18 protein-coding genes are annotated in these 18,136 nt (G+C 58.8%); 2 read left to right on the top strand and 16 right to left on the bottom strand.

The features are described 5' to 3' along the window. Positions 1–2: 2 nt before the first annotated feature. The 9 genes from AB1805_05195 to AB1805_05155 all read right to left on the bottom strand — a co-directional run bounded on the left by AB1805_05195 (position 3) and on the right by AB1805_05155 (position 8,509). Entirely contained in the window at positions 3–209 is a 207-nt protein-coding gene (locus AB1805_05195; protein MEW5744822.1) for a hypothetical protein, read from the bottom strand. After that, positions 206–454: a DUF2007 domain-containing protein gene (locus AB1805_05190; GenBank protein MEW5744821.1), complete on the bottom strand. Its 249-nt coding sequence runs from the start codon at positions 452–454 to the stop codon at positions 206–208. The genes AB1805_05195 and AB1805_05190 overlap by 4 nt, the downstream gene beginning before the upstream one ends. After that, entirely contained in the window at positions 451–1,098 is a 648-nt protein-coding gene (gene fsa, locus AB1805_05185) for a fructose-6-phosphate aldolase (GenBank protein MEW5744820.1), read from the bottom strand. Before fsa ends, AB1805_05190 begins: the two co-directional genes overlap by 4 nt. Continuing rightward, the gene (locus AB1805_05180) at positions 1,095–1,874 is read right to left on the bottom strand and encodes a YkgJ family cysteine cluster protein (GenBank protein ID MEW5744819.1); all 780 of its coding nucleotides are present in this window, start codon (positions 1,872–1,874) and stop codon (positions 1,095–1,097) included. The genes fsa and AB1805_05180 overlap by 4 nt, the downstream gene beginning before the upstream one ends. 29 nt (positions 1,875–1,903) lie before the next feature. Beyond that, a complete protein-coding gene (locus AB1805_05175) occupies positions 1,904–3,154 on the bottom strand; it encodes a (Fe-S)-binding protein (protein ID MEW5744818.1) in 1,251 nt (416 codons plus the stop codon). A gap of 132 nt (positions 3,155–3,286) precedes the next feature. Then, complete coding sequence (larE, locus tag AB1805_05170; protein MEW5744817.1) at positions 3,287–4,075, bottom strand: ATP-dependent sacrificial sulfur transferase LarE; 789 nt, start codon at positions 4,073–4,075, stop codon at positions 3,287–3,289. Between the two features lie 5 nt (positions 4,076–4,080). Further along, positions 4,081–5,589, bottom strand: coding sequence for an Rne/Rng family ribonuclease (locus AB1805_05165; GenBank protein ID MEW5744816.1), 1,509 nt, complete (start codon positions 5,587–5,589; stop codon positions 4,081–4,083). A gap of 94 nt (positions 5,590–5,683) precedes the next feature. Beyond that, the gene (locus AB1805_05160; GenBank protein MEW5744815.1) at positions 5,684–8,191 is read right to left on the bottom strand and encodes a TIGR03960 family B12-binding radical SAM protein; all 2,508 of its coding nucleotides are present in this window, start codon (positions 8,189–8,191) and stop codon (positions 5,684–5,686) included. A 111-nt stretch (positions 8,192–8,302) separates the two neighbouring features. Further along, positions 8,303–8,509, bottom strand: coding sequence for a hypothetical protein (locus AB1805_05155; protein ID MEW5744814.1), 207 nt, complete (start codon positions 8,507–8,509; stop codon positions 8,303–8,305). Positions 8,510–8,781: 272 nt separating this feature from the next. Between AB1805_05155 and AB1805_05150 the strand changes: the two genes are divergently transcribed. Continuing rightward, on the top strand, positions 8,782–9,702 hold the full coding sequence (locus tag AB1805_05150) for a TonB family protein (protein MEW5744813.1): 921 nt from the start codon (positions 8,782–8,784) through the stop codon (positions 9,700–9,702). A gap of 165 nt (positions 9,703–9,867) precedes the next feature. Continuing rightward, positions 9,868–10,110 carry a DUF3553 domain-containing protein gene (locus AB1805_05145; protein MEW5744812.1) on the top strand — a complete coding sequence of 81 codons (243 nt, stop codon included), beginning with the start codon at positions 9,868–9,870 and terminating at the stop codon, positions 10,108–10,110. 36 nt (positions 10,111–10,146) lie between these two features. Here AB1805_05145 and pilQ read toward each other — a convergent pair whose 3' ends face one another. The 7 genes from pilQ to AB1805_05110 all read right to left on the bottom strand — a co-directional run bounded on the left by pilQ (position 10,147) and on the right by AB1805_05110 (position 18,037). Beyond that, on the bottom strand, positions 10,147–12,351 hold the full coding sequence (pilQ, locus tag AB1805_05140) for a type IV pilus secretin PilQ (GenBank protein ID MEW5744811.1): 2,205 nt from the start codon (positions 12,349–12,351) through the stop codon (positions 10,147–10,149). Continuing rightward, a complete protein-coding gene (locus AB1805_05135) occupies positions 12,348–12,926 on the bottom strand; it encodes a pilus assembly protein PilP (protein MEW5744810.1) in 579 nt (192 codons plus the stop codon). Before AB1805_05135 ends, pilQ begins: the two co-directional genes overlap by 4 nt. Next, complete coding sequence (gene pilO, locus AB1805_05130) at positions 12,923–13,555, bottom strand: type 4a pilus biogenesis protein PilO (protein MEW5744809.1); 633 nt, start codon at positions 13,553–13,555, stop codon at positions 12,923–12,925. The genes AB1805_05135 and pilO overlap by 4 nt, the downstream gene beginning before the upstream one ends. A 3-nt stretch (positions 13,556–13,558) precedes the next feature. Continuing rightward, the gene (locus AB1805_05125) at positions 13,559–14,101 is read right to left on the bottom strand and encodes a PilN domain-containing protein (GenBank protein ID MEW5744808.1); all 543 of its coding nucleotides are present in this window, start codon (positions 14,099–14,101) and stop codon (positions 13,559–13,561) included. After that, positions 14,098–15,156, bottom strand: coding sequence for a type IV pilus assembly protein PilM (gene pilM, locus AB1805_05120; GenBank protein ID MEW5744807.1), 1,059 nt, complete (start codon positions 15,154–15,156; stop codon positions 14,098–14,100). The genes AB1805_05125 and pilM overlap by 4 nt, the downstream gene beginning before the upstream one ends. Before the next feature lie 295 nt (positions 15,157–15,451). Beyond that, positions 15,452–17,251 carry an aspartate--tRNA ligase gene (gene aspS / locus AB1805_05115; GenBank protein ID MEW5744806.1) on the bottom strand — a complete coding sequence of 600 codons (1,800 nt, stop codon included), beginning with the start codon at positions 17,249–17,251 and terminating at the stop codon, positions 15,452–15,454. Positions 17,252–17,317: 66 nt separating this feature from the next. Beyond that, positions 17,318–18,037, bottom strand: a complete 720-nt coding sequence (locus tag AB1805_05110) for a pseudouridine synthase (GenBank protein ID MEW5744805.1) — start codon at positions 18,035–18,037, stop codon at positions 17,318–17,320. Positions 18,038–18,136: the final 99 nt, after the last annotated feature.

Below are 18,136 nucleotides of genomic sequence, written 5' to 3'. Positions count from 1 at the left end.
GGCTAGACGAGCCGCCTGCTGATGACCGGCTCGAGGGTCGAGATGACCCGCCCCTCCTCGAAGAGCGTCACCCTCCCGGTGCTCTCGGAGACGACGACGATGTTCCTATCCTCGGAAAAGTATGGATTTGAGAAACCATCGATATGGCTGCCCGTCTCCTGCGCGATAGCTCGCGCGTTGTTGATGAGTATCGTCCCCTGGTCTCTCATGAGCCCTGGGATTCCCCCTGCGTATCACCCGGCGGCATCCCGTTGATCACCTGCTCCGCGACCTCTTTATCGGACTTTCTGACGAGTATCCGTATCTCCCCGATCTTGCCGATATTGACCGGATAGGGGCGTATCTTGGAGGACCGGAGCGCAACCGGGATATCGCCGCTCTCGAGGAGGTCCTTGATCATCTCCGCTTCGAGAGCATCGGCGGTGACGAAGACCTCGACCCACTCGTCACTCATTTCCCCTGCACTTTCTCCCAATCCTTGAGGAACTTCTCTATGCCGATATCCGTGAGCGGGTGCCTGGCGAGCTGGGCGATGACGCTGTAGGGGATGGTGGCGACGTCGGCGCCGATCTTCGCAGCCTCGACCACATGGAGCGGGTTCCTGATGCTCGCGACGATGATCTCGGTGGTGAACATATAGTTCTCGAAGATCACCCTGATATCGTCGATGATGTCCATGCCGACATGGCTTATATCGTCGAGCCTCCCGACGAAGGGGCTCACATAGGTCGCTCCCGCCTTGGCCGCGAGGAGCGCCTGGCTCGGGGAAAAGATGAGCGTGACATTCGTCTTGATTCCCGCTGCCGCAAGGCGCTTCACCGCCCTGAGCCCGTCCTCGGTCATGGGGATCTTGACGACGATATTCTCGTGGATCCTGGCGAGCTCCTCAGCCTCGTTCACCATCCCCTCGGCCGTGAGCCCGATCACCTCGGCGCTGATAGGACCGTCGACGATGCCGCATATCTCCCTGAGGAGCGCAACAGGCTCCCTCTTCTCCTTGGCGATCAGCGAGGGATTGGTCGTCACGCCGTCGATCACACCGACCTCCCAGGCCTTCTTGATCTCTTCGATATTAGCGGTATCGATAAAAAATTTCATTCTGCCTCCTTCTCCTTTCCCGGCTCGTTCTCCGGCGTATCCTCTATGGGCATCACAACGTAGTCGTCTCCTTGCCGAACGACTCTGAAGCCGAACTCAGCGATCCGCTCCGCGAGCGGTCTTCCGAGTATCAGGTCCAGGGCGCTCTCGGGAACACTGAATCTCTCCTGCAGGAACGGCCTGGCATAGGTATCGTACTGCAGCATATCCATGATCTCCTCGACCGCCTGCTCGTCGCCCCCGGCAAGCCGGTCGAAGGCGTCGGCGAGTCTCCGGTAGGAGCACTTTTCATCGTGCTTGTTCATCACCTCCAGGAGCAGGTCGACCGAAGCGAAGAGATCGCGCCGTTTCAGGGATGATGCTTCCAGTCCCTCGTAGAGGTTTTCGGGGGCCCAGCACTTGTAGGCCCTGCATTGCGAGGGCCGATGCTCGTAGATGCTGCAGCCTTCCTTTCCCCGGTAGAACATGCAGCCGCCCGTCCCCTCGCCCTCTTTCAGCTTTATCAGCTCCGTGAACGATTCATACACGGCGCCGTCCTGGCGGGAGCGCACCCGCTCGCCGTCGCGTATCGTATACGTCGTATCGCAGGAGAGGACTCCCGCCACGAACAGCGGCAGATCCTCCTTCATCAGGGAGGGGCTGCTCGCGGTGCAGCATTTGCCGCAGCGTACGCAGCTCGTCCTCCGTTCGAGGCGCATCCGTTGCGGCCGGTCGCCGCTCTCGAGCCTCTGGGGGGTGAGTATATCGAGCTTTTTCGCAATCGTCTTTCTCTTCATCGCCGTACCGTCTCCTTATGCCGGAACCGTTATCCCGTTATCGTTTCATCGATCACTTCGATGAGGTGTTTTATGCTCTTATCCTTCATTCCGCTTCTGAGCTGGAGTATGCAATTAGGGCAGGAAGTGGCGATCACCTCTGCATGCCGGTACGCGGCAGCGCGTTTCTCCAGAAGCGCCTCGGCGAGGTCCGGATATAATACCCTAAAAGGGCCTCCGAATCCACAGCAGCCCTGCTCTGCCTCGACGGGCGGGACTCCCAGTGAGGCCAGAAGGCGCTGGGGCTCCTTTCCGGAGCTCAGGCTATAACGGGAGTGGCAGGGCTCATGGTAGACAATCTGCTGCCCTCCCTCCGTCCTGCCTTTGAGAGCGTGGAGCTGCGGCGCCTTGTCGCTGAAGAACCGCGCCACCTCCACCGCGTTGTCGATCCCGTCTCCCCCCCTCTTCCGGTACTCATCCCGGACAGTATGGACGCAGGTAGGGCAGAGCCCGATCACCGCCTCGACGTTCATCTTTCTGAATACCGCGAGATTCCGCTCCGCCATCTCGATCGCATCGTCCTCGAACCCGAGGCCCCGCAGCGGCGCTCCGCAGCAGACTTCGCCCTTCGGCAGGACGACATCGTAGTGCAATGCGTTAAGACTCCGTATCAATGCATACCCGATATGCGGATAAAGGAAATTCACCGTGCAGCCCGCGAAAACGGCGATCCGCGCCTTCGGCCTGGCTGCCTTGTAGAGCGAAGCCCCGTCCCGCAGCGAGGCATCGGGTGCAATGATGCCGAGCGCTTTCAGCTGCCTGAAGGGCGGGATGCGGTGCAGGGGGAAGACCTCGCCCATATCCTGGAAGAACCTGAGGACCTTAATGCTCGACGGCGCGCGTTTAAGCCCGAGGCGGAGGCCGAGGCCGAGAAAATCCTTCGATTTTCTGAGTCTCCTGAGCCGCGCTCTCCCCTCATACAGCGCCTCGGTGACATCGACCCCGAGGGGACACGACGCAGTGCAGGCGCCGCAGAGAAGGCAGCTGAAGATCCGGTGCTCAAGCGTTTCCGAGGGCTCCAGCGCCCCTTCGGCCAGCTGCATGAGGAGCATAACCCTTCCGCGAGCGCCCATCCCTTCGGCAGCATCCTCCGCATAGGTAGGGCACTGTGCCTTGCAGCTCCCGCAGCGCACACAGCTCTCGAGCGGACCGGCAGCCGGCGCGCCGCATGCTTTATCATCAGAGGCGCTGGCCGCGGGGCCTGCCGGAGCGCCGGCAGCGGTATCGTGGAGTACCTGCATGGCTTACCCCGCGTGAGCGGAGGCTATCGACACAGACTCGCGGCAGAGGGTCGAGAGCGGATGGATATCCGTCCGGCAGGAGGTTATAGAGCGCATCGTTCTCATAGCAAACCGTTCTTCTATTGTAAAACTTTAAAAGTTGAAGTTTCCACTTACGAAGCCCCCGAGGTCTACGGTCACGTAGGTGAAGCCGAGGGCTTTCAGCCTGTCCGTCACGGTCTCCCGCAGGTTCCTCTCGAAAAAGCGCTCGATCTGGTGTTTCGGCACCTCGATGCGGGCGAGGCTTCCGTGGGATCTGACCCGCAGCTCCCCGAATCCCAGCTCCCTCAATATCTCTTCGGCCTGCTCGACCCGCTTGAGCCCTTCGAGGGTTATCTCGGTCCCGTAGGGGAAGCGGGATGAAAGGCACGGGGCTGCAGGCTTGGACCAGGTGGGCAATCCCAGCGCCCGCGACAGCTCCCTGATCTCCTGCTTCGCCAGGCCCGCTTCGATGAGGGGGCTCCTGACGCCATGCTTCTGGCCGGCCCTGCGGCCTGGCCGCCAGTCCGCGAGGTCATCGGCATTGCTGCCGTCGACGATAACGGCATATCCTTCCGAACGGGCGATCCCGGCAAGCCGGGAAAAGAGCTCGTCCTTGCAATAGAAGCAGCGGTCGCGGGGATTGCGGACGAAGTCGGGATTGCTCAGCTCGTCGGTAGTGATAACCCTGCAGTCGGCGCCGAGCAGCCGCGCCGTCTCCTCCGCCTCGCGCCGCTCCCGTTCGGGCATGGTCGCCGAGACGGCTATGACCGCGAGGGAGCGGACCCCGGAGTCCCCGAGCGCCTTTAACAGGAAGGTGCTGTCGACGCCTCCCGAGTAGGCGAGAAGAACGGAAGGCATCTCCCGCAGAAGGGCGAGGAGCTTTTGATAGGTATCTGCCACGGCTGTCAGAGGACCGTTATCTCGTAGTTTTCCTGGTGAAAACGCAGGTCTTCCTTGATGATAAGCTGAATCCCGTAGGCGCCCTCGATCTCCTCGATACCCTGCCGCTCTTCGTAGGAGAGGAGCTCCGCGACAGCGGGATGGGCCTTGATCATCGCCATGGTACCGCTGCCGAGGTTCATCTTCCTGAGCTTCCTGAATATCTCGTAGGCCACGGTCCTCGTCGACTTGATGAACCCCTTCCCTTCGCAATACGGGCACTGCTCGCACAGGACGCGGCCGAGGCTCTCCCGCACGCGCTTCCTCGTCATCTGGATGATCCCCAGCTCCGAGATGGTATAAATCGTATTCTTCGCCCGGTCCCTCTTCATCGCCTCGACAAAGGCCTTGAAGACCTTCTCCCGGTTCTCGGGCTTCTCCATATCGATGAAGTCGGTGATGATAATCCCGCCGAGATTCCTGAACCGTATCTGGTAGGCGATCTCCTTGACCGCCTCGATATTCGTCTTCAGGATCGTGTCTTCGAGGTTCTCCTTGCCGACGAATTTGCCGGTATTCACATCGATGACCGTCATCGCCTCGGTCTGGTCGATGACGATATAGCCTCCGGACTTCAGCCACACCTTGCGCCCCAGGGCGCGGGATATGTCCATCTCGATGCCGAAGGCGTCGAAGAGCGGCTCTCTGCCCTCGTAGAGCTCTATCTTGTCGATGAGCCTCGGGAAATAGGCGCCGGCGAACTCCTTCAACCGCTCGTACTCCTCGGCCGAATCGATCACCAGCCGCTCCACTTCCTGGCTCATGAAGTCCCGTACGCTCCTGAACACGAGGTCGAGGTCGCTGTAGAGGAGTGCGGGTGCGGAGACCCGGTCTTTCTTCTTCTGTATGTTCTCCCAGAGGAGGAGGAGGAACTCGAGGTCGCGCTTGATCTCGTCCACCGTCGCGTCCTCGCAGGCGGTCCTCATGATCACGCCGAACCCTTTGGGCTTGAGCTCGGCGGCAACGGCCTTCAGCCGGGCACGGTTTTCTTCGTTTTCTATCCTCCGGGAGATGCCCACATGCTCGACATTCGGCATGAGCACGACATACCTGCCCGGGAGCGTGATATAGGAGGTGACCCGGGCGCCCTTCGTGCCGATGGGGTCCTTCGAGACCTGCACGATGATCTCCTGCCCCTCCTGTATGAGCTCCTCGATAGGCAGCGCCGCCCTGAAGCGCTCGGCCCCTTCGTAGAGATCCTGCTCTTCCGTCTCCGCATCGAGAAACGCCGCGTAGTACTCATCCATGTCGGTCATGATATCGGCCACATACAGGAAGGCGGCCTTTTCGAGGCCAATATCGACAAAGGAGGACTGCATACCCGGCAGTATCTTCAGGATCCGCCCCTTGTAGATATTGCCAACCAGGCTCGCATCGCGCTTCCGTTCGATATACAGCTCGACGACCTGACCGCCCTCGAGGAGCGCAACCCTGCTCTCTTCTCTCGTCACATTGATCAGCAATTCTCCGGTCATCTATGCTTCTCCATTCATCTCTATAGTAGGCAGCTCGCAGACAGAATGCAGGCAGACCAGCGGGCGGATAGGGGACAGGCTGCCGGGCCGCGTCTCAGAGCGGCGCCACCCACCCGTCTCGCCAGCCGTACAGGGCCGTTCTGGTGATGGCGAGGTCCCGTGCGTTCAACCCGGTCACCGCCTCGACAACTTCCCCGACTCTCGCCTTAACCGTCTCGTAGTCCCTGAGGATCAGGGCCAGTGAGGCTTCGCCCGTCTCTTCGTTTGCCGCATCCATTTCCATAGTCTCGATGCAGGGCGCGATATCAACGGCTTTATCGTCGCGCTGCACGATCAGCGCTTCGCCGTTCTGCAGCCGCTCATGCAGCGCGGCCACCTGTCCGGCGCACGCGGCATACTGCCCGCGATCGATCGACACGGTATACGCGTACCTGGTGACGAACGTGCTCAGCGAGGGCTCATGCACCGGGATGACCGCCATCCGCCTGATCTCGATCCCTTCGGGCATGGATGCCCTCACCTTCGGCATATATGATTCTATATCAAAGGGGGTAAAAACCTCTATATCGAGATACTCCCGCTCTCCCGCAATGCCGGTGGGGAGGGAGGGGCCGAACGAGACCTTAGGCGCAGGGTGGAACCCTTTGGAGAAATCGAAGCGGATCCCCGCCCGCCGAAACCCGCGTATGAGGGCGGTCGTCACCTCGAGATGCGAGAGATACCGCAGCACGCCGGCTTTCGAGAACTCCATCCTGACACGGACCTTCGCTATTTCCGGTCCTGTTTCCGGCGCTTTCTTCTCCATGGAGAGAGCACCCTCCGCGTTCCCGAACGGCGCCGGCGCGTTCTCCCCAGCGCACTTCAGGCCGCAGCCGATGCACGACTGCCGGCAATCGGGAGACCGCTCCCCTGAAAGCGCCCGTTCGTACTCGCTGTAGAGGTACTCTTTTTTTACGCCGATGTCTATCGTATCCCAGGGAAGCCGTTCCTCTTTTGCGTAGCATCGCTCGGCATAGGCCGCTGCATCGATGCCCGTCCTGTCCATCGCCTCCTGCCAGCGGTCGAAGTCGAAGACTTCAGACCATCCGTCGAGCCTGCACCCCAGCTCGGCCGCCTGCTCTATGAGCGGAGCGAGCCCCGCATCTCCCCGGGCGAAGACCGCCTCGAGCAGGCTCATCCGGTCGTCATGGCCCTTGTACTTGAATTTCTTCCGGCCCAGCACCTCTTTCAGATACTGCAGCGTTCGCCGCATTGCGTCGTGGCGTATCTGTCCGCACCACTGGAAAGGGGTATGCGCCTTGGGAACGAAGGGAGAGATCGTGGTATTGATCGTCACGAACCTTCCCGTATGCTTCTTGGCGATGCGCAATGCCTGCATGATCATTTCGGGGATCGCCTCTATATCCTCGTCCCGCTCCGTAGGAAGCCCTATCATGAAATAGAGCTTGAGCGTCTGCCACCCCTCTTCGAAGAGCGCCCTCAGTGCCCGCTCGTAGTCTTCGGCACTAAAATCCTTATTGATGACGCTCCGCAGCCGCTCCGTAGCCGCCTCCGGGGCCATGGTAAAGCCGGTCTTCCGTATCGACCGTATCTCACGCAGGACGTCCTGGCTGACAGCGCCCACCCGCAGCGAGGGGAGCGAGAGCGCTATTTTCGAAGCGCTGTACCGGCGGTTGAACTCTCTGACGACCGGCAGGAGGCAGGAGTAATCTCCTGCGCTCAACGAGGTGAGCGACACCTCGTCATGGCCGGTCGCCCTCAGCGACTCCTCCGCAATGGCGAGGACCCTCTCGGGAGAACGCTCCCGCAGAGGACGATAGACCATGCCCGCCTGGCAGAACCTGCAGCCCCTGGTGCATCCCCGCGACACCTCGATCGTCACCCGGTCATGCACAATGGAGGTGTACGGCACCACCGGCCGCACAGGATACGGGGCATCATCGAGAGAGGCGACGAACTGCCGCCGCACCCGCACATCGGCGCCGTGGACGAGAGGCACGTAGAACCCGTCGAGCTTCGCTATCTCCCTGAGCCCGGCCTCGCGCCCGGCGCCGCTCTCCTTCCATGCGCTCACGGCATCGGCGAGCTGCATCACCGCCCTCTCGCCGTCGCCGATCAGAAAGGCGTCGATAAAAGGGGCCATCGGCGCAGGATTGACCGTGCAGGGACCTCCCGCAACGATGAGGGGAAGGTCCCGGCGGGTCTGGAGCCGCTCTTCCGTGCGGAGCGGGATGCCGCCGAGCCGGAGCATCGCGAGGACCGTGGTGTAGGACAGTTCATACTGGAGGCTGAATCCCACGACATCGAACCGGTGCAGCGGCGTGCTCGTCTCGAGCGAGGAAAGGGCGAGCTTATTGCTCTTCAGGTACGCCTCGAGGTCGATCCACGGCGAGAAGACCCGCTCCGCCGTCACGGCATGATGACTGTTGAGGAGGCCATACAGGATTCTCAGGCCGAGATGCGACATGCCCACATCGTAAATATCGGGGAAGGCGAGGGCAAAGCGGACGGTGCGGGGGGAGGCAGGACCGTTCCGGTGCTTTACTGCATTATACTCACTATCAATGTAGCGGCTTGGTTTCTGAAAACGCGAGAGGTTCACTTTTTAAGATACCATTCGGGGGGAAACGAAGGCAAGGAACAACGCTTCCTGCACATTGAGCTGTATGCCGGACGCATACAACTCAATGCACAGGAAAACTTCAGCAGCGGTCTATTTCTTTGCGGTCTTCTTCGCTGCGGGCTTCTTTGCAGCTTTCTTTGCAGCCTTCTTCGCTGCGGGCTTCTTTGCGGCTTTCTTTGCAGCCTTCTTCGCTGCGGGCTTCTTTGCGGCTTTCTTTGCAGCAGGTTTCTTTGCGGCCTTTTTTGCAGCGGGTTTCTTTGCGGCCTTCTTTGCAGCAGGTTTCTTCGTTGTTGCCATTCTGAAGCCTCCTTAAATTTTTGTAAATAAATATACCTATTCATTTCAAAAAGTTCAAGAGAAAACAGCACATGTCAAACATTTTTTTATCCTCCGCCTGCACCTCTTGCAAAGAACAGCATGTCCCTCATCCCGCGCAAAACGGCTCCAGCTCTTGCTTTGTGCAGAATTCGCGCGAAGAAATCGTATCCGCTCCGACATGTTCGCGGAAAAATATTTTTTTATCACTTCTGCTCATTTCATGCCAAAATGCTGTGGTAAAATACCTTATCGTGAAACGGTATCTGTTGTATTCCCTCATTCTGCACTGCCTCGTCGCTGTTGCGGCATTCGTCTTTGTGCGAGAGCAGGTGAAGCGGACACCGCAGCCGTTCGCTGCCAGGATTGTTACCCCGGAGGAGCTGCAGACGGTCCCGCAGCGACCGGGGACGCCGCCGAAGAGGATGAGGAAAGTCCCTGCGGTCCCGGGAGACGATCTGCGCGAACGACCGGCCGTCATACCGCAGCTGCCCAAGAATTTACCGCCGCCTCGGGAGCTCTCCTCTGTGCCCAAAGGCAGCCGGTCGGAAGGATCGTCGGAAGGCACGCTGCAACAGCGCATGCCCCGGGATGGTCAGGGCGGAAAAGAGCGGGCACGGCCGGACAATCTTGCCGAAGGGCAGGGGCTCGATACAAAACGCCCTGCAGAAACGTACGATACGATACCGGAAAGAGATGCAACAGGTGAATCACCGGGAAAGGCGTCTCCCGGAAAGCCCGGACCCAAGACATTCAGGGAAAAGTTTTTCGATAAGGAGGTGATCGGCGACCTCGCGCAGGCAGACCGCTCAACGAATGAGAGCAGCGGGATGAAGCAAGGGAGCACGATAACCCTCGATACGAAAGATTACCGGTATTTCGGGTATATGCAACGCCTCAAGGAGAAGATCGAGGGTATCTGGAACTATCCCATGGATGCTGCGGCGCGAGGAGTCTACGGCGATCTGTACATACGGTTTACCATAAAGAAAGACGGTCGCCTCGGCGCCGTCGAACTGGTACGCACCTCGGGGCACAAGAGCCTCGACGAAGCGGCGATGCGGGCCCTTCGTGACGCCGAACCGTTCTGGCCCCTTCCCGAGAGCGTTAAGGAGGACGCGCTCACCATCACGGGACATTTCGTCTATACCCTGCACGGGTATTACGTACGCTAGGCCGAGGCGGATAGTCCCGGCGAACAGCAGGCGCGTGCTCCTGTTGCCCTCTTCGCCCGAGCTGTTTTTCTCCCGGGTTCTTCCGGAGAAAAAGGAAGTGTTTCATTTCGCAGCTCATTTTTATTCCCCCTTACAAAAGCAGCGGAGAGAAATTATAATAGGATAATGAAGTGCAGATTGTACTTGCAGGTCGGTGATAGAGTAAGGCACATCAGGTATTTCGCATGGGGAATAGGTGAGGTGGTCGAAGAGCGGCATTCCGACCTGCCGGGCGGGTTCTGTATCGTGCGCATCCTCTTCCAGGACGGGAAGGAGCGCTCCTTCATCAACGACATCAACAACGAGCTCTGCTGCTACTTCACCGGCGTACGTCTCCTCGACGAGCCGAGATCGATATGGGATAGCTGACGCATATCACAATCGGAGCGACCATCTGCTGCATGTTTACTGATTAACAATACTTGGTGTAATAAAGATTAGAAGCTCCTCTACTGTTGCACTTTTTGTATCACGCTTGAACAGCCGACCTAAGATCGGAATCCTCGAGACTCCTGGAACTGCTGATTCACTTTCTGTCTCGTTACTCTTGAGTATTCCACCGATAGCTATAGTCTCCCCGCTCTTGAGCAGAACCTGTGTTGTTGCCGCTCTCGAATTAATGGTAGGATTGCCGAGCTCATCAACACGAGAGAAGTCAGGTTCATCTTTAGTTACTTCGAGCTTCATCAGGACCGTACCATCGGGAGCCACTTGAGGAATAACCGCCAACTTGATATTCGCATCCTTATAGGTCGTCGAAAAGGTGCCGTCAGGCATTCTGGTTGTTACCGGAATTTGCGCCCCGTGCCGTATGATCGCCTGCTCATTCTCGAGTGTCATGATCTTAGGGCTGGAGACAACCTTCCCTTTGCCGCTCGATTCAAGAGCAGACAGCCTGAAATCAAGCATCAAGGTTCCGTTCTTGTTAAGCCAGCCGAACCCGAAGGTTGCACCCGCGCCAGGTCCAACTGCAGCAGGAAGATTGACCACAAGAGGGAGGAGATTCTGCGAGACAGTAGTCCCCGCTGAAGCCTGGCCCGTGCCCACTTGCGTTACCGGAGAGGAAGTATACGTCGAAACGTCAGTTACCGGCGCCCTCGTCCCCCCAAAGGACACTCTCCCATCAGTTTGCGCAACGCCCCACTGAACCCCGAGGTCCCTTGCGAGATTCTTATTGACCTCTACCATTCTTGCCTCGATGAGCACCTGCGGGGTAGGCTTGTCAAGGGCTATCACCAGCGATTGTATATCAGCAAGGGAAGATGCAATATCCTTCACGATCAGGGAGCGGGTCCTTGTATCGAAACTGATATTTCCTCGCGGTGAAAGCACCTTCGCCTTATCAATAGACTCTCTTACTTTCTCGACATTTGCGTAGTTCACCGTAAACACTTTCGTCTCGATATCTTCCGCCTTGCCGAAGACCTCCTTGGTGTCGGCGACCGCCTTTTTCTCATCCTGAAAGGCCTTCAGCGTCGCGACCCGGATGATGTTTCCCTCTATTATTTTCTCAAGGGCGAAGGTCTTCAGGACGATATCCAGCGCCTGCTCCCAGGGCACGTTCATGAGCTTCATCGTGATCTTGCCCTTAACGTCCGGATGGACGACGATGTTGTAGCCGCTCACATCGCCGAGGAGCCGCAGGATGGGAATGATATCGGCGTCCTGGAAGTCGAGCGATATCAACTTAGGAGTCTCTTTCACCATGGCCAGGCCGCGCGCCTGATCGGAGCTCGCCATCGGCTTGCCCTGACCGTCCCTGTTCTTTACGCCCCTGTCCTTGTGCCGCACTTCGACGATCACTTCATCGTCGAGCGCCACGACCTCGACGCCTGCGCCCTTTTCGATATCGAGGACGAACCTGACTTTGTCGTCATCGGCTCTATGCCTGAGCCGCCTCACGGGCGATGGCGTCTCCTGCGGAAGCGGCGCCTTCATCGAGACGCCGGGAACATCCACCATGATCTTCCCTTCGAGCTCGAATACCGCGGGGTCGGGCATAGCGCCGTCGCCTTTGATGATCAGCTCCGCTCCTTCGGCTGTTTTGTTGAACGCGATCTCCGTTATTTGCTCTGCCGGATCGCTGCTGCCTGCCGCCTCGTCGTCGTGTGGAGCAGGCGGCACGACAGCCGCCGCGGCATCTCCCTTGCCGCTCGCTGCCTCGGCCGCTGCGACAGCGGCAGCGCCCTGCTCCTCTTTTACGGTAATCGTGATCGTATCGCCGCTCACCTCGGAGCTGACGGTAGAGGGATTCTGCAGGAGAACCGAGAGCCGCGCAAGAGGCGGATTCTGCACCTGGGTCGGCACGATCTCGGTTATACCTTTCCCCTTCGAAAACATTTTATCTCTGAAACTGCCGAGCGACGCGCCCTCTACATCCACGGTAACCCTGAAGGGGTCATCGGTCTTGTTCACTTTATAATGGAGAGGTCCGGCAACCGTTATCCTGACGACATTATCGAGCACCTCTATACCGGTAATCTCGGCAGCGTTCGGTTGGGCGTAGCCGCCCTCTGCTGCAACCAGGCTGCCGAGCAGCACAAGCGCTGCGGTAATAAGGAAAATGCCTTTATGCATGTTCATGGCGATGACCTCCGACCACCTTTTCATCCCTCTTCCTCCCTGCGGAGTTTTAAAACAGTGTCTTTAGCGCTCACGACGCCGCTGTAATCTCTCACCTGCTCTCTGATGACGACGGTGTCGCGCAGTATTCTGAAGACCTTGCCTTTATGGAGCCCCAGTCTCATGCCTTCTCGAATCGTATAGGACTTTCCGTCGGGCAGCGTGATAACCGCATAGTAGCCGTCCCTGCCCCAGAGCACGGCGATAAGCTTGAACTCCGAGACCTCGTAATTCTCTATGGGCGGAACGCCTTTCTTCTTATCGGTATCCGCCTTCACCACGAGCGGGGTAAAGGGGTCCCTCCTCCCTAATGCGGTGTATTCGTAGGCGGCCGCCGTCTCCTTCTCCGGCTCCTTATCCGGAACTGGCTTCCCGAGAGCAGCAGCGGGCGCGCTGCCCGGCACAGCACCGGGAGCCGGCGCAGGACCGTTCTTCTGCGCCGCTGGGCCCTTTACCGGTGACGGCGCCCCGCTGTCGGTCCGCTTCCCCGCGAAGAGGACGACAAGGGCCGCGACGGCTACGATCCCCAGGAGGGAGGCGAGGATAATCTGTCTCTTGCTCATCTCTTCTTCTCTTTCTCCGCCCTCTCGAGCTCTTTTCGCTCCGCCTCGGAAAGCAGGGAGTAGGTCATGGCCGTGAAGCTCACATTCAATGCGGTAATATTCTTTTGCTGCGCCTTCGCATCACCGACTCTCATGACGACATTCCCGATGTTCACGACCCTGCTCAACCCGGTAATATTGCTGTAGAACTGTCCGAACCGGTGATAAGTCCCGCGCATGATCACTTCGACCGGAATTTCATGCACCTCTTTGCTCGGATGGACGCTTCGCTCCCGGGGTTTCCATAATGCTACCTGCAGCCCCGATTTGACCCCCAGCTCCGAGACCTGCTTCAACAGACCCGATACTTCCTTCTCCTCCGGGAGCTGCTGCTGCAGCTCCAGAAGCTTTGCCGCGAGCCGCTTGTTCTCCTCGATGAGCGAGGGGAGCTTGGCCGAGCTCCGCTTGAGCGTTGTAATCTCGGCCTGCTGTTTTTCGACCTCGGCGCCCAGCTGCTTGATCTGCTCCATGCCCGGCATGATAAAGAGAACCGCAGCCACCACGACGATCATTACCGGCGGCAGCGCCAGCAGGAGATTCTTCTTGAGCGGCGAGAGATTCTGTATGTCGATCTTCAGTTTCACGTCCATCGCTTATACCCGCACCCTGAAGCTCATCTTGAACCGATAGACCTTCACCTTCTCGATCTCTGCCTCCCTCGACTCTTCGAGGTAGACGTCGCTGAAGGCTTTCGACTTCTTGAGGTTGTCCACATACGCAACGATATCGATATTCGTAAATGCATATCCTTCCAGCGTAATGCCGTTGTCCTTGCAGGTGAGCGATTCCAGCCAGAGGCCTTCGGGAACGAGCCCGCTCACCTCGTCGAGCATCGTTACCGGGATGAACTGGTTCTTCCTGAGCGTTTCAATGAGGCCGCTCTTCTGCTCGAGCTCCTTGTTCAGCTTCTCGTAGCGTTTGATTTCATCGATCTTCCTGGAGAGATCGGCGATAACCCCTGTATTCGCTGCCTGCTGCTCGTTGAGACTCGCGACCTTCGATGTGACGATAGCGATCCCGGCGGCTGCCGCCAGGAGGGCGACGAGAACCGCGGCTGCGAGCATCACGAGGAAAGGCGCCGGTCCGCCTTTCGCCTTTTTCTTCCTTTTTTCGGTGAGGAGATTGACTCTGATCATTCGCGGTCTCCGATCCTCCTCAGCGCCAGCCCTGCCGCAATTGCCGTAAGGGGAGCTATTTCTTTTACATACGCCTGGTCGATTTTTTCGGAGAGCTTCATACTCATAAAGGGATCAGCCATGTCCACCGGGATACCGAGCCGCTCCGCCATGGTTTCGGCGAATCCCTTCATCAGCGCGGCTCCGCCGCTGAGGATAATCCGATCAACTTCTTCATCGGCGACGCTGTTCTTGAAATACTCGAAGGTCCGGTATATTTCGGTATAAATTTCGTCAGAGGCGCCGGTGAGGATGTGCTGCGCGCTCTCCGGGGAGGCAGCCTCTACCGCCTGGCCCTTCTTGATGCGCTCCGCATCCTCACGGGATACGCCGAGCTCCCTCATCAGCGCATCGGTATGGTTATTGCTCCCGATGGAAGTGTCCCTGGTGAAGATCGGGGTCCCTTCATGGAGGATGTTGATGTTCGTTTTACTGGCGCCGATATTGACGAGGGCTATCACTTTCCTTTCGGGGATACCATAGTTCAGCTCGTAGATATTGCCGAGGGCGAAGGCGTCGACATCCATGACCACCGGCTCGAGTCCCGCCTTTTCGACGGCTCCGACATAATCGGCGATGATATTCTTCCTGACCGCGACGAGGACGACATCCATCTGCCCCTCTCCCTCGGGACTGGGCCCCACAATCTGGAAATCGATATTCACATCGTTGATATCGAAGGGGATATATTGCTCGGCCTCGTACTTTATCGAGACGCTCAGCTCCTCCTCCGTCATGAGGGGGATGGTGATCTTCTTTATGATGACCGAGGAGTGCCCCGACGCACCGATGACCGCCTCGCCCGACTTGATCCCCGCCCTGCCGAGCAGCTCTTTCAATGCGCCGACGAGCTGCTGCTTATCCGCAATCGCCTCGTCGACGATGACCTCATGGGGGAGAGATACCACATCGGCAAAGACGAGCTCATAGCCGTCCTTCGTCTCGTTCAGGCGGACGGCCTTGATGCAGCTCGACCCGATATCGATTCCTATGGGCGACTTTTTCTTCGAGAACATTGGAACTCCCTTTCGTCATAAAAATGACAGTTTTGTTATCGGGTGCTCTTTCAAAAACTTTAAAAAAAGCTCTTTGAGAATCGCTGCTTCGGCCCGTCGCACCGTCGCAGCACGTCCTCAAACAGCTGATGTAGGATAAGAAAAGCAGGAATGGAAAGATGTGACTGCCGTCACGATACGCGTCTTTTACGCGAGATCGCCGGAGAGAGCTCAGGAGACGGGCGGATGCCCGTTACGATGGCGACGGCTCCCGGATTCGGAACGCCAGACGGACGATAATGAAGACCGCTCGCGGCTACAGCGGAGTATTGACCTTGATGTGCAGCTCCCTGAGCTGTTTCTGCTCAACAGGAGAGGGAGCCCCGGACATAAGGCAGACCGCTTTCTGCGTCTTCGGGAAGGCGATGACATCCCGTATGGACGAGGCGCCGGCTGCGAGCATGACAAGCCGGTCGAGCCCCAGGGCGAGCCCGCCGTGCGGCGGAGCGCCGAACTGGAGCGCATCGAGAAGAAACCCGAACTTCGTCCGTGCCTCCTCTTCACCGATACCCAGGACCCCGAACATCTGCTGCTGCAGCTCCTGGTTGTGAATACGGATGCTGCCGCCGCCGATCTCGTAGCCGTTCAGCACGATATCGTACGCCTTTGCCCTGACCGAGACGAGGCGCTCGTACTGCTGGTCACGAGGCTTTACCGTGGAGAGGTCGGCAGAGAAGAGTTTCTCCGCGTCCTCATCCATGGGCGCGGTAAAGGGATGGTGCATTGCCTGGAATCTCCCCTCCTCGTCATCCCACTCGAGGAGCGGGAAATCGATGATCCAGGCGAACGTGAAGCCGGGCTCGATCAGGTTGAGGCGCCTGCCGAGCTCGAGCCGCATGCGGCTCAGCACATCATAGACCACCTTCGGCTTATCCGCGATGAAGAGCATCAGGTCGCCCTCTCCGGCGCCGAGCCGTGCCGCCATCTCCCTGAGGACCTCCTCGGGAAAGAACTTGGCGATGGGCGATTCGAACCCGTTTTTCACCTTGATCCAGGCAAGCCCCTTCGCCCCGAAGGCCTGCGCCTCGGCGGTGAGCGTATCGATCTCTTTTCGCGACAATCCTGCCATGCCCTTGCCGTTGAGCGCCTTCACCATGCCGCCCGCCTGGAGCGCATCCGTAAAGACCTTGAAGGTCCCTTTCGCGGCGAGGTCCGCCATGTCCTTCAGCTCGAGCCCGAAGCGGAGGTCGGGCTTGTCATTGCCGAAGCGCTCCATCGATTCATGAAAGCTCAGCCGCTGAAAGGGGATCGCTATCTCCACTCCCAGCGCTTCCTTGAAGAGCTGCTGCATCATGCCTTCGATGAGGGAAAGGACGTCCTCCCGGTCTACGAACGACATCTCGAGGTCGACCTGCGTGAACTCGGGCTGGCGGTCGGCTCTCAGGTCCTCGTCGCGGAAGCACTTCACGATCTGGAAATACCTTTCGAACCCCGCCACCATGAGGATCTGCTTGAAGAGCTGCGGCGACTGCGGCAGCGCGTAGAACTGCCCCGGATTGAGACGGCTCGGGACAAGGTAGTCGCGGGCGCCTTCAGGGGTCGATTTGGTGAGCATGGGTGTCTCGATCTCGAGAAAGCCGCGCGCATCGAGATAGTCCCTGATCAGTTTCGTGACGCGGTGGCGCAGCATCAGGTTCCGCTGCATCTCCGGCCTCCTCAGGTCGAGGTAGCGGTGCCTCAGCTTCAGCGCCTCGCCTGCATCGGCTGCCTCCTCCATGCTGAAGGGCAGCGGCGCGGCCTCGTTGAGCACCTCCAGCTGCTGCACGTAAACTTCTACCGCTCCGGTGGGGAGCTGGGGATTCTCGGTTCCCTCGGGCCGCTTCCGTACGGTCCCCGAGACAGCGATGACGTACTCGGCCCTCAGGTCGTGGGCCTTCTCGTGGGCCGCACCCGACACCTCGGGACTGAACACGACCTGGCAGATACCGCTCCGGTCCCTCAGGTCGATGAAGATCAGCCCGCCGTGGTCTCTTCTCCGGTACACCCACCCGGCAAGACCGATCGTGGCGCCGATATCCGACTCCCTGAGCTCACCGCATCCCTTACTGCGAATCATAGATCCTCCACCGTCATAAAGTTATCGCCTCGTCATCATGAGCGGCGAACACGCCCCGGCCGTTCGTCATGCGCTGCTTTCCCTGCTGATGAGCTGCACCTCTTCAGGGGTGAGCGGACGCAGTTCACCGATGCCCAGGCCCTTGAGCGCCAGGCCGTTGATGGCCGTTCTCCTGAGCTTGATGACGGGGTAGCCCACTTTTTCGAGCATCCTCCGTATCTGGCGCTTCTTCCCCTCATGAATGACCATCTCGAGCCAGGAGTTGCTCTCGGTCTCGCGCACCTTTCTGACTTTTGCCGGTGCGGTTACGCCGTCCTCGAGCCGTACGCCGCGCCGCAAACGCTCCATCGTCTCGTCATCGATAATGCCTTTGACCTTCACATAGTAGGTCTTGGGCATCTTTTTCGAGGGATGCAGCACCGACTGGGCGAAGTCGCCGTCGTTCGTGATGAGCAGGAGCCCTTCGGAATCGTAATCGAGCCTGCCGACGGGAAAGACCCTGAACCGCACCTTTCCGAGGAAATCCTTGACTGTCGGTCTGCCCTCCGGGTCCGAGAGCGAGGTGACCACGCCCCTCGGCTTATTGAACGCATAGTAGACCTTCGGCTCCGGCTTGGTGATAAGTTTGCCGTCGACCTTGATATGGTCCCGCGCAGCGTCCGCCTTCATCCCGAGCGTCGCCGGCGCGCCGTTCACGGTGACCCGTCCCTCCTCGATAAGCTCTTCAGCCTTTCTCCGGGAAGCCACCCCCATCTGAGCGAGTATCTTCTGAATCCGCTGTTCCATATCCAATAAAAAAGCAGAAAGTAAGAAGTAAAAAGTGAGAAGCAAGACGGAACATTTTAATTTTACTTTCCGGACTGCTTCAGCAACTTCCTACCTCTC

It is taken from the genome of Nitrospirota bacterium (assembly GCA_040752355.1).
Classification (GTDB): domain Bacteria; phylum Nitrospirota; class Thermodesulfovibrionia; order Thermodesulfovibrionales; family Dissulfurispiraceae; genus JBFMCP01.
Note: the sequence above shows the minus strand (reverse complement) of the source record. Positions and strands in the feature narration are given on the sequence as shown.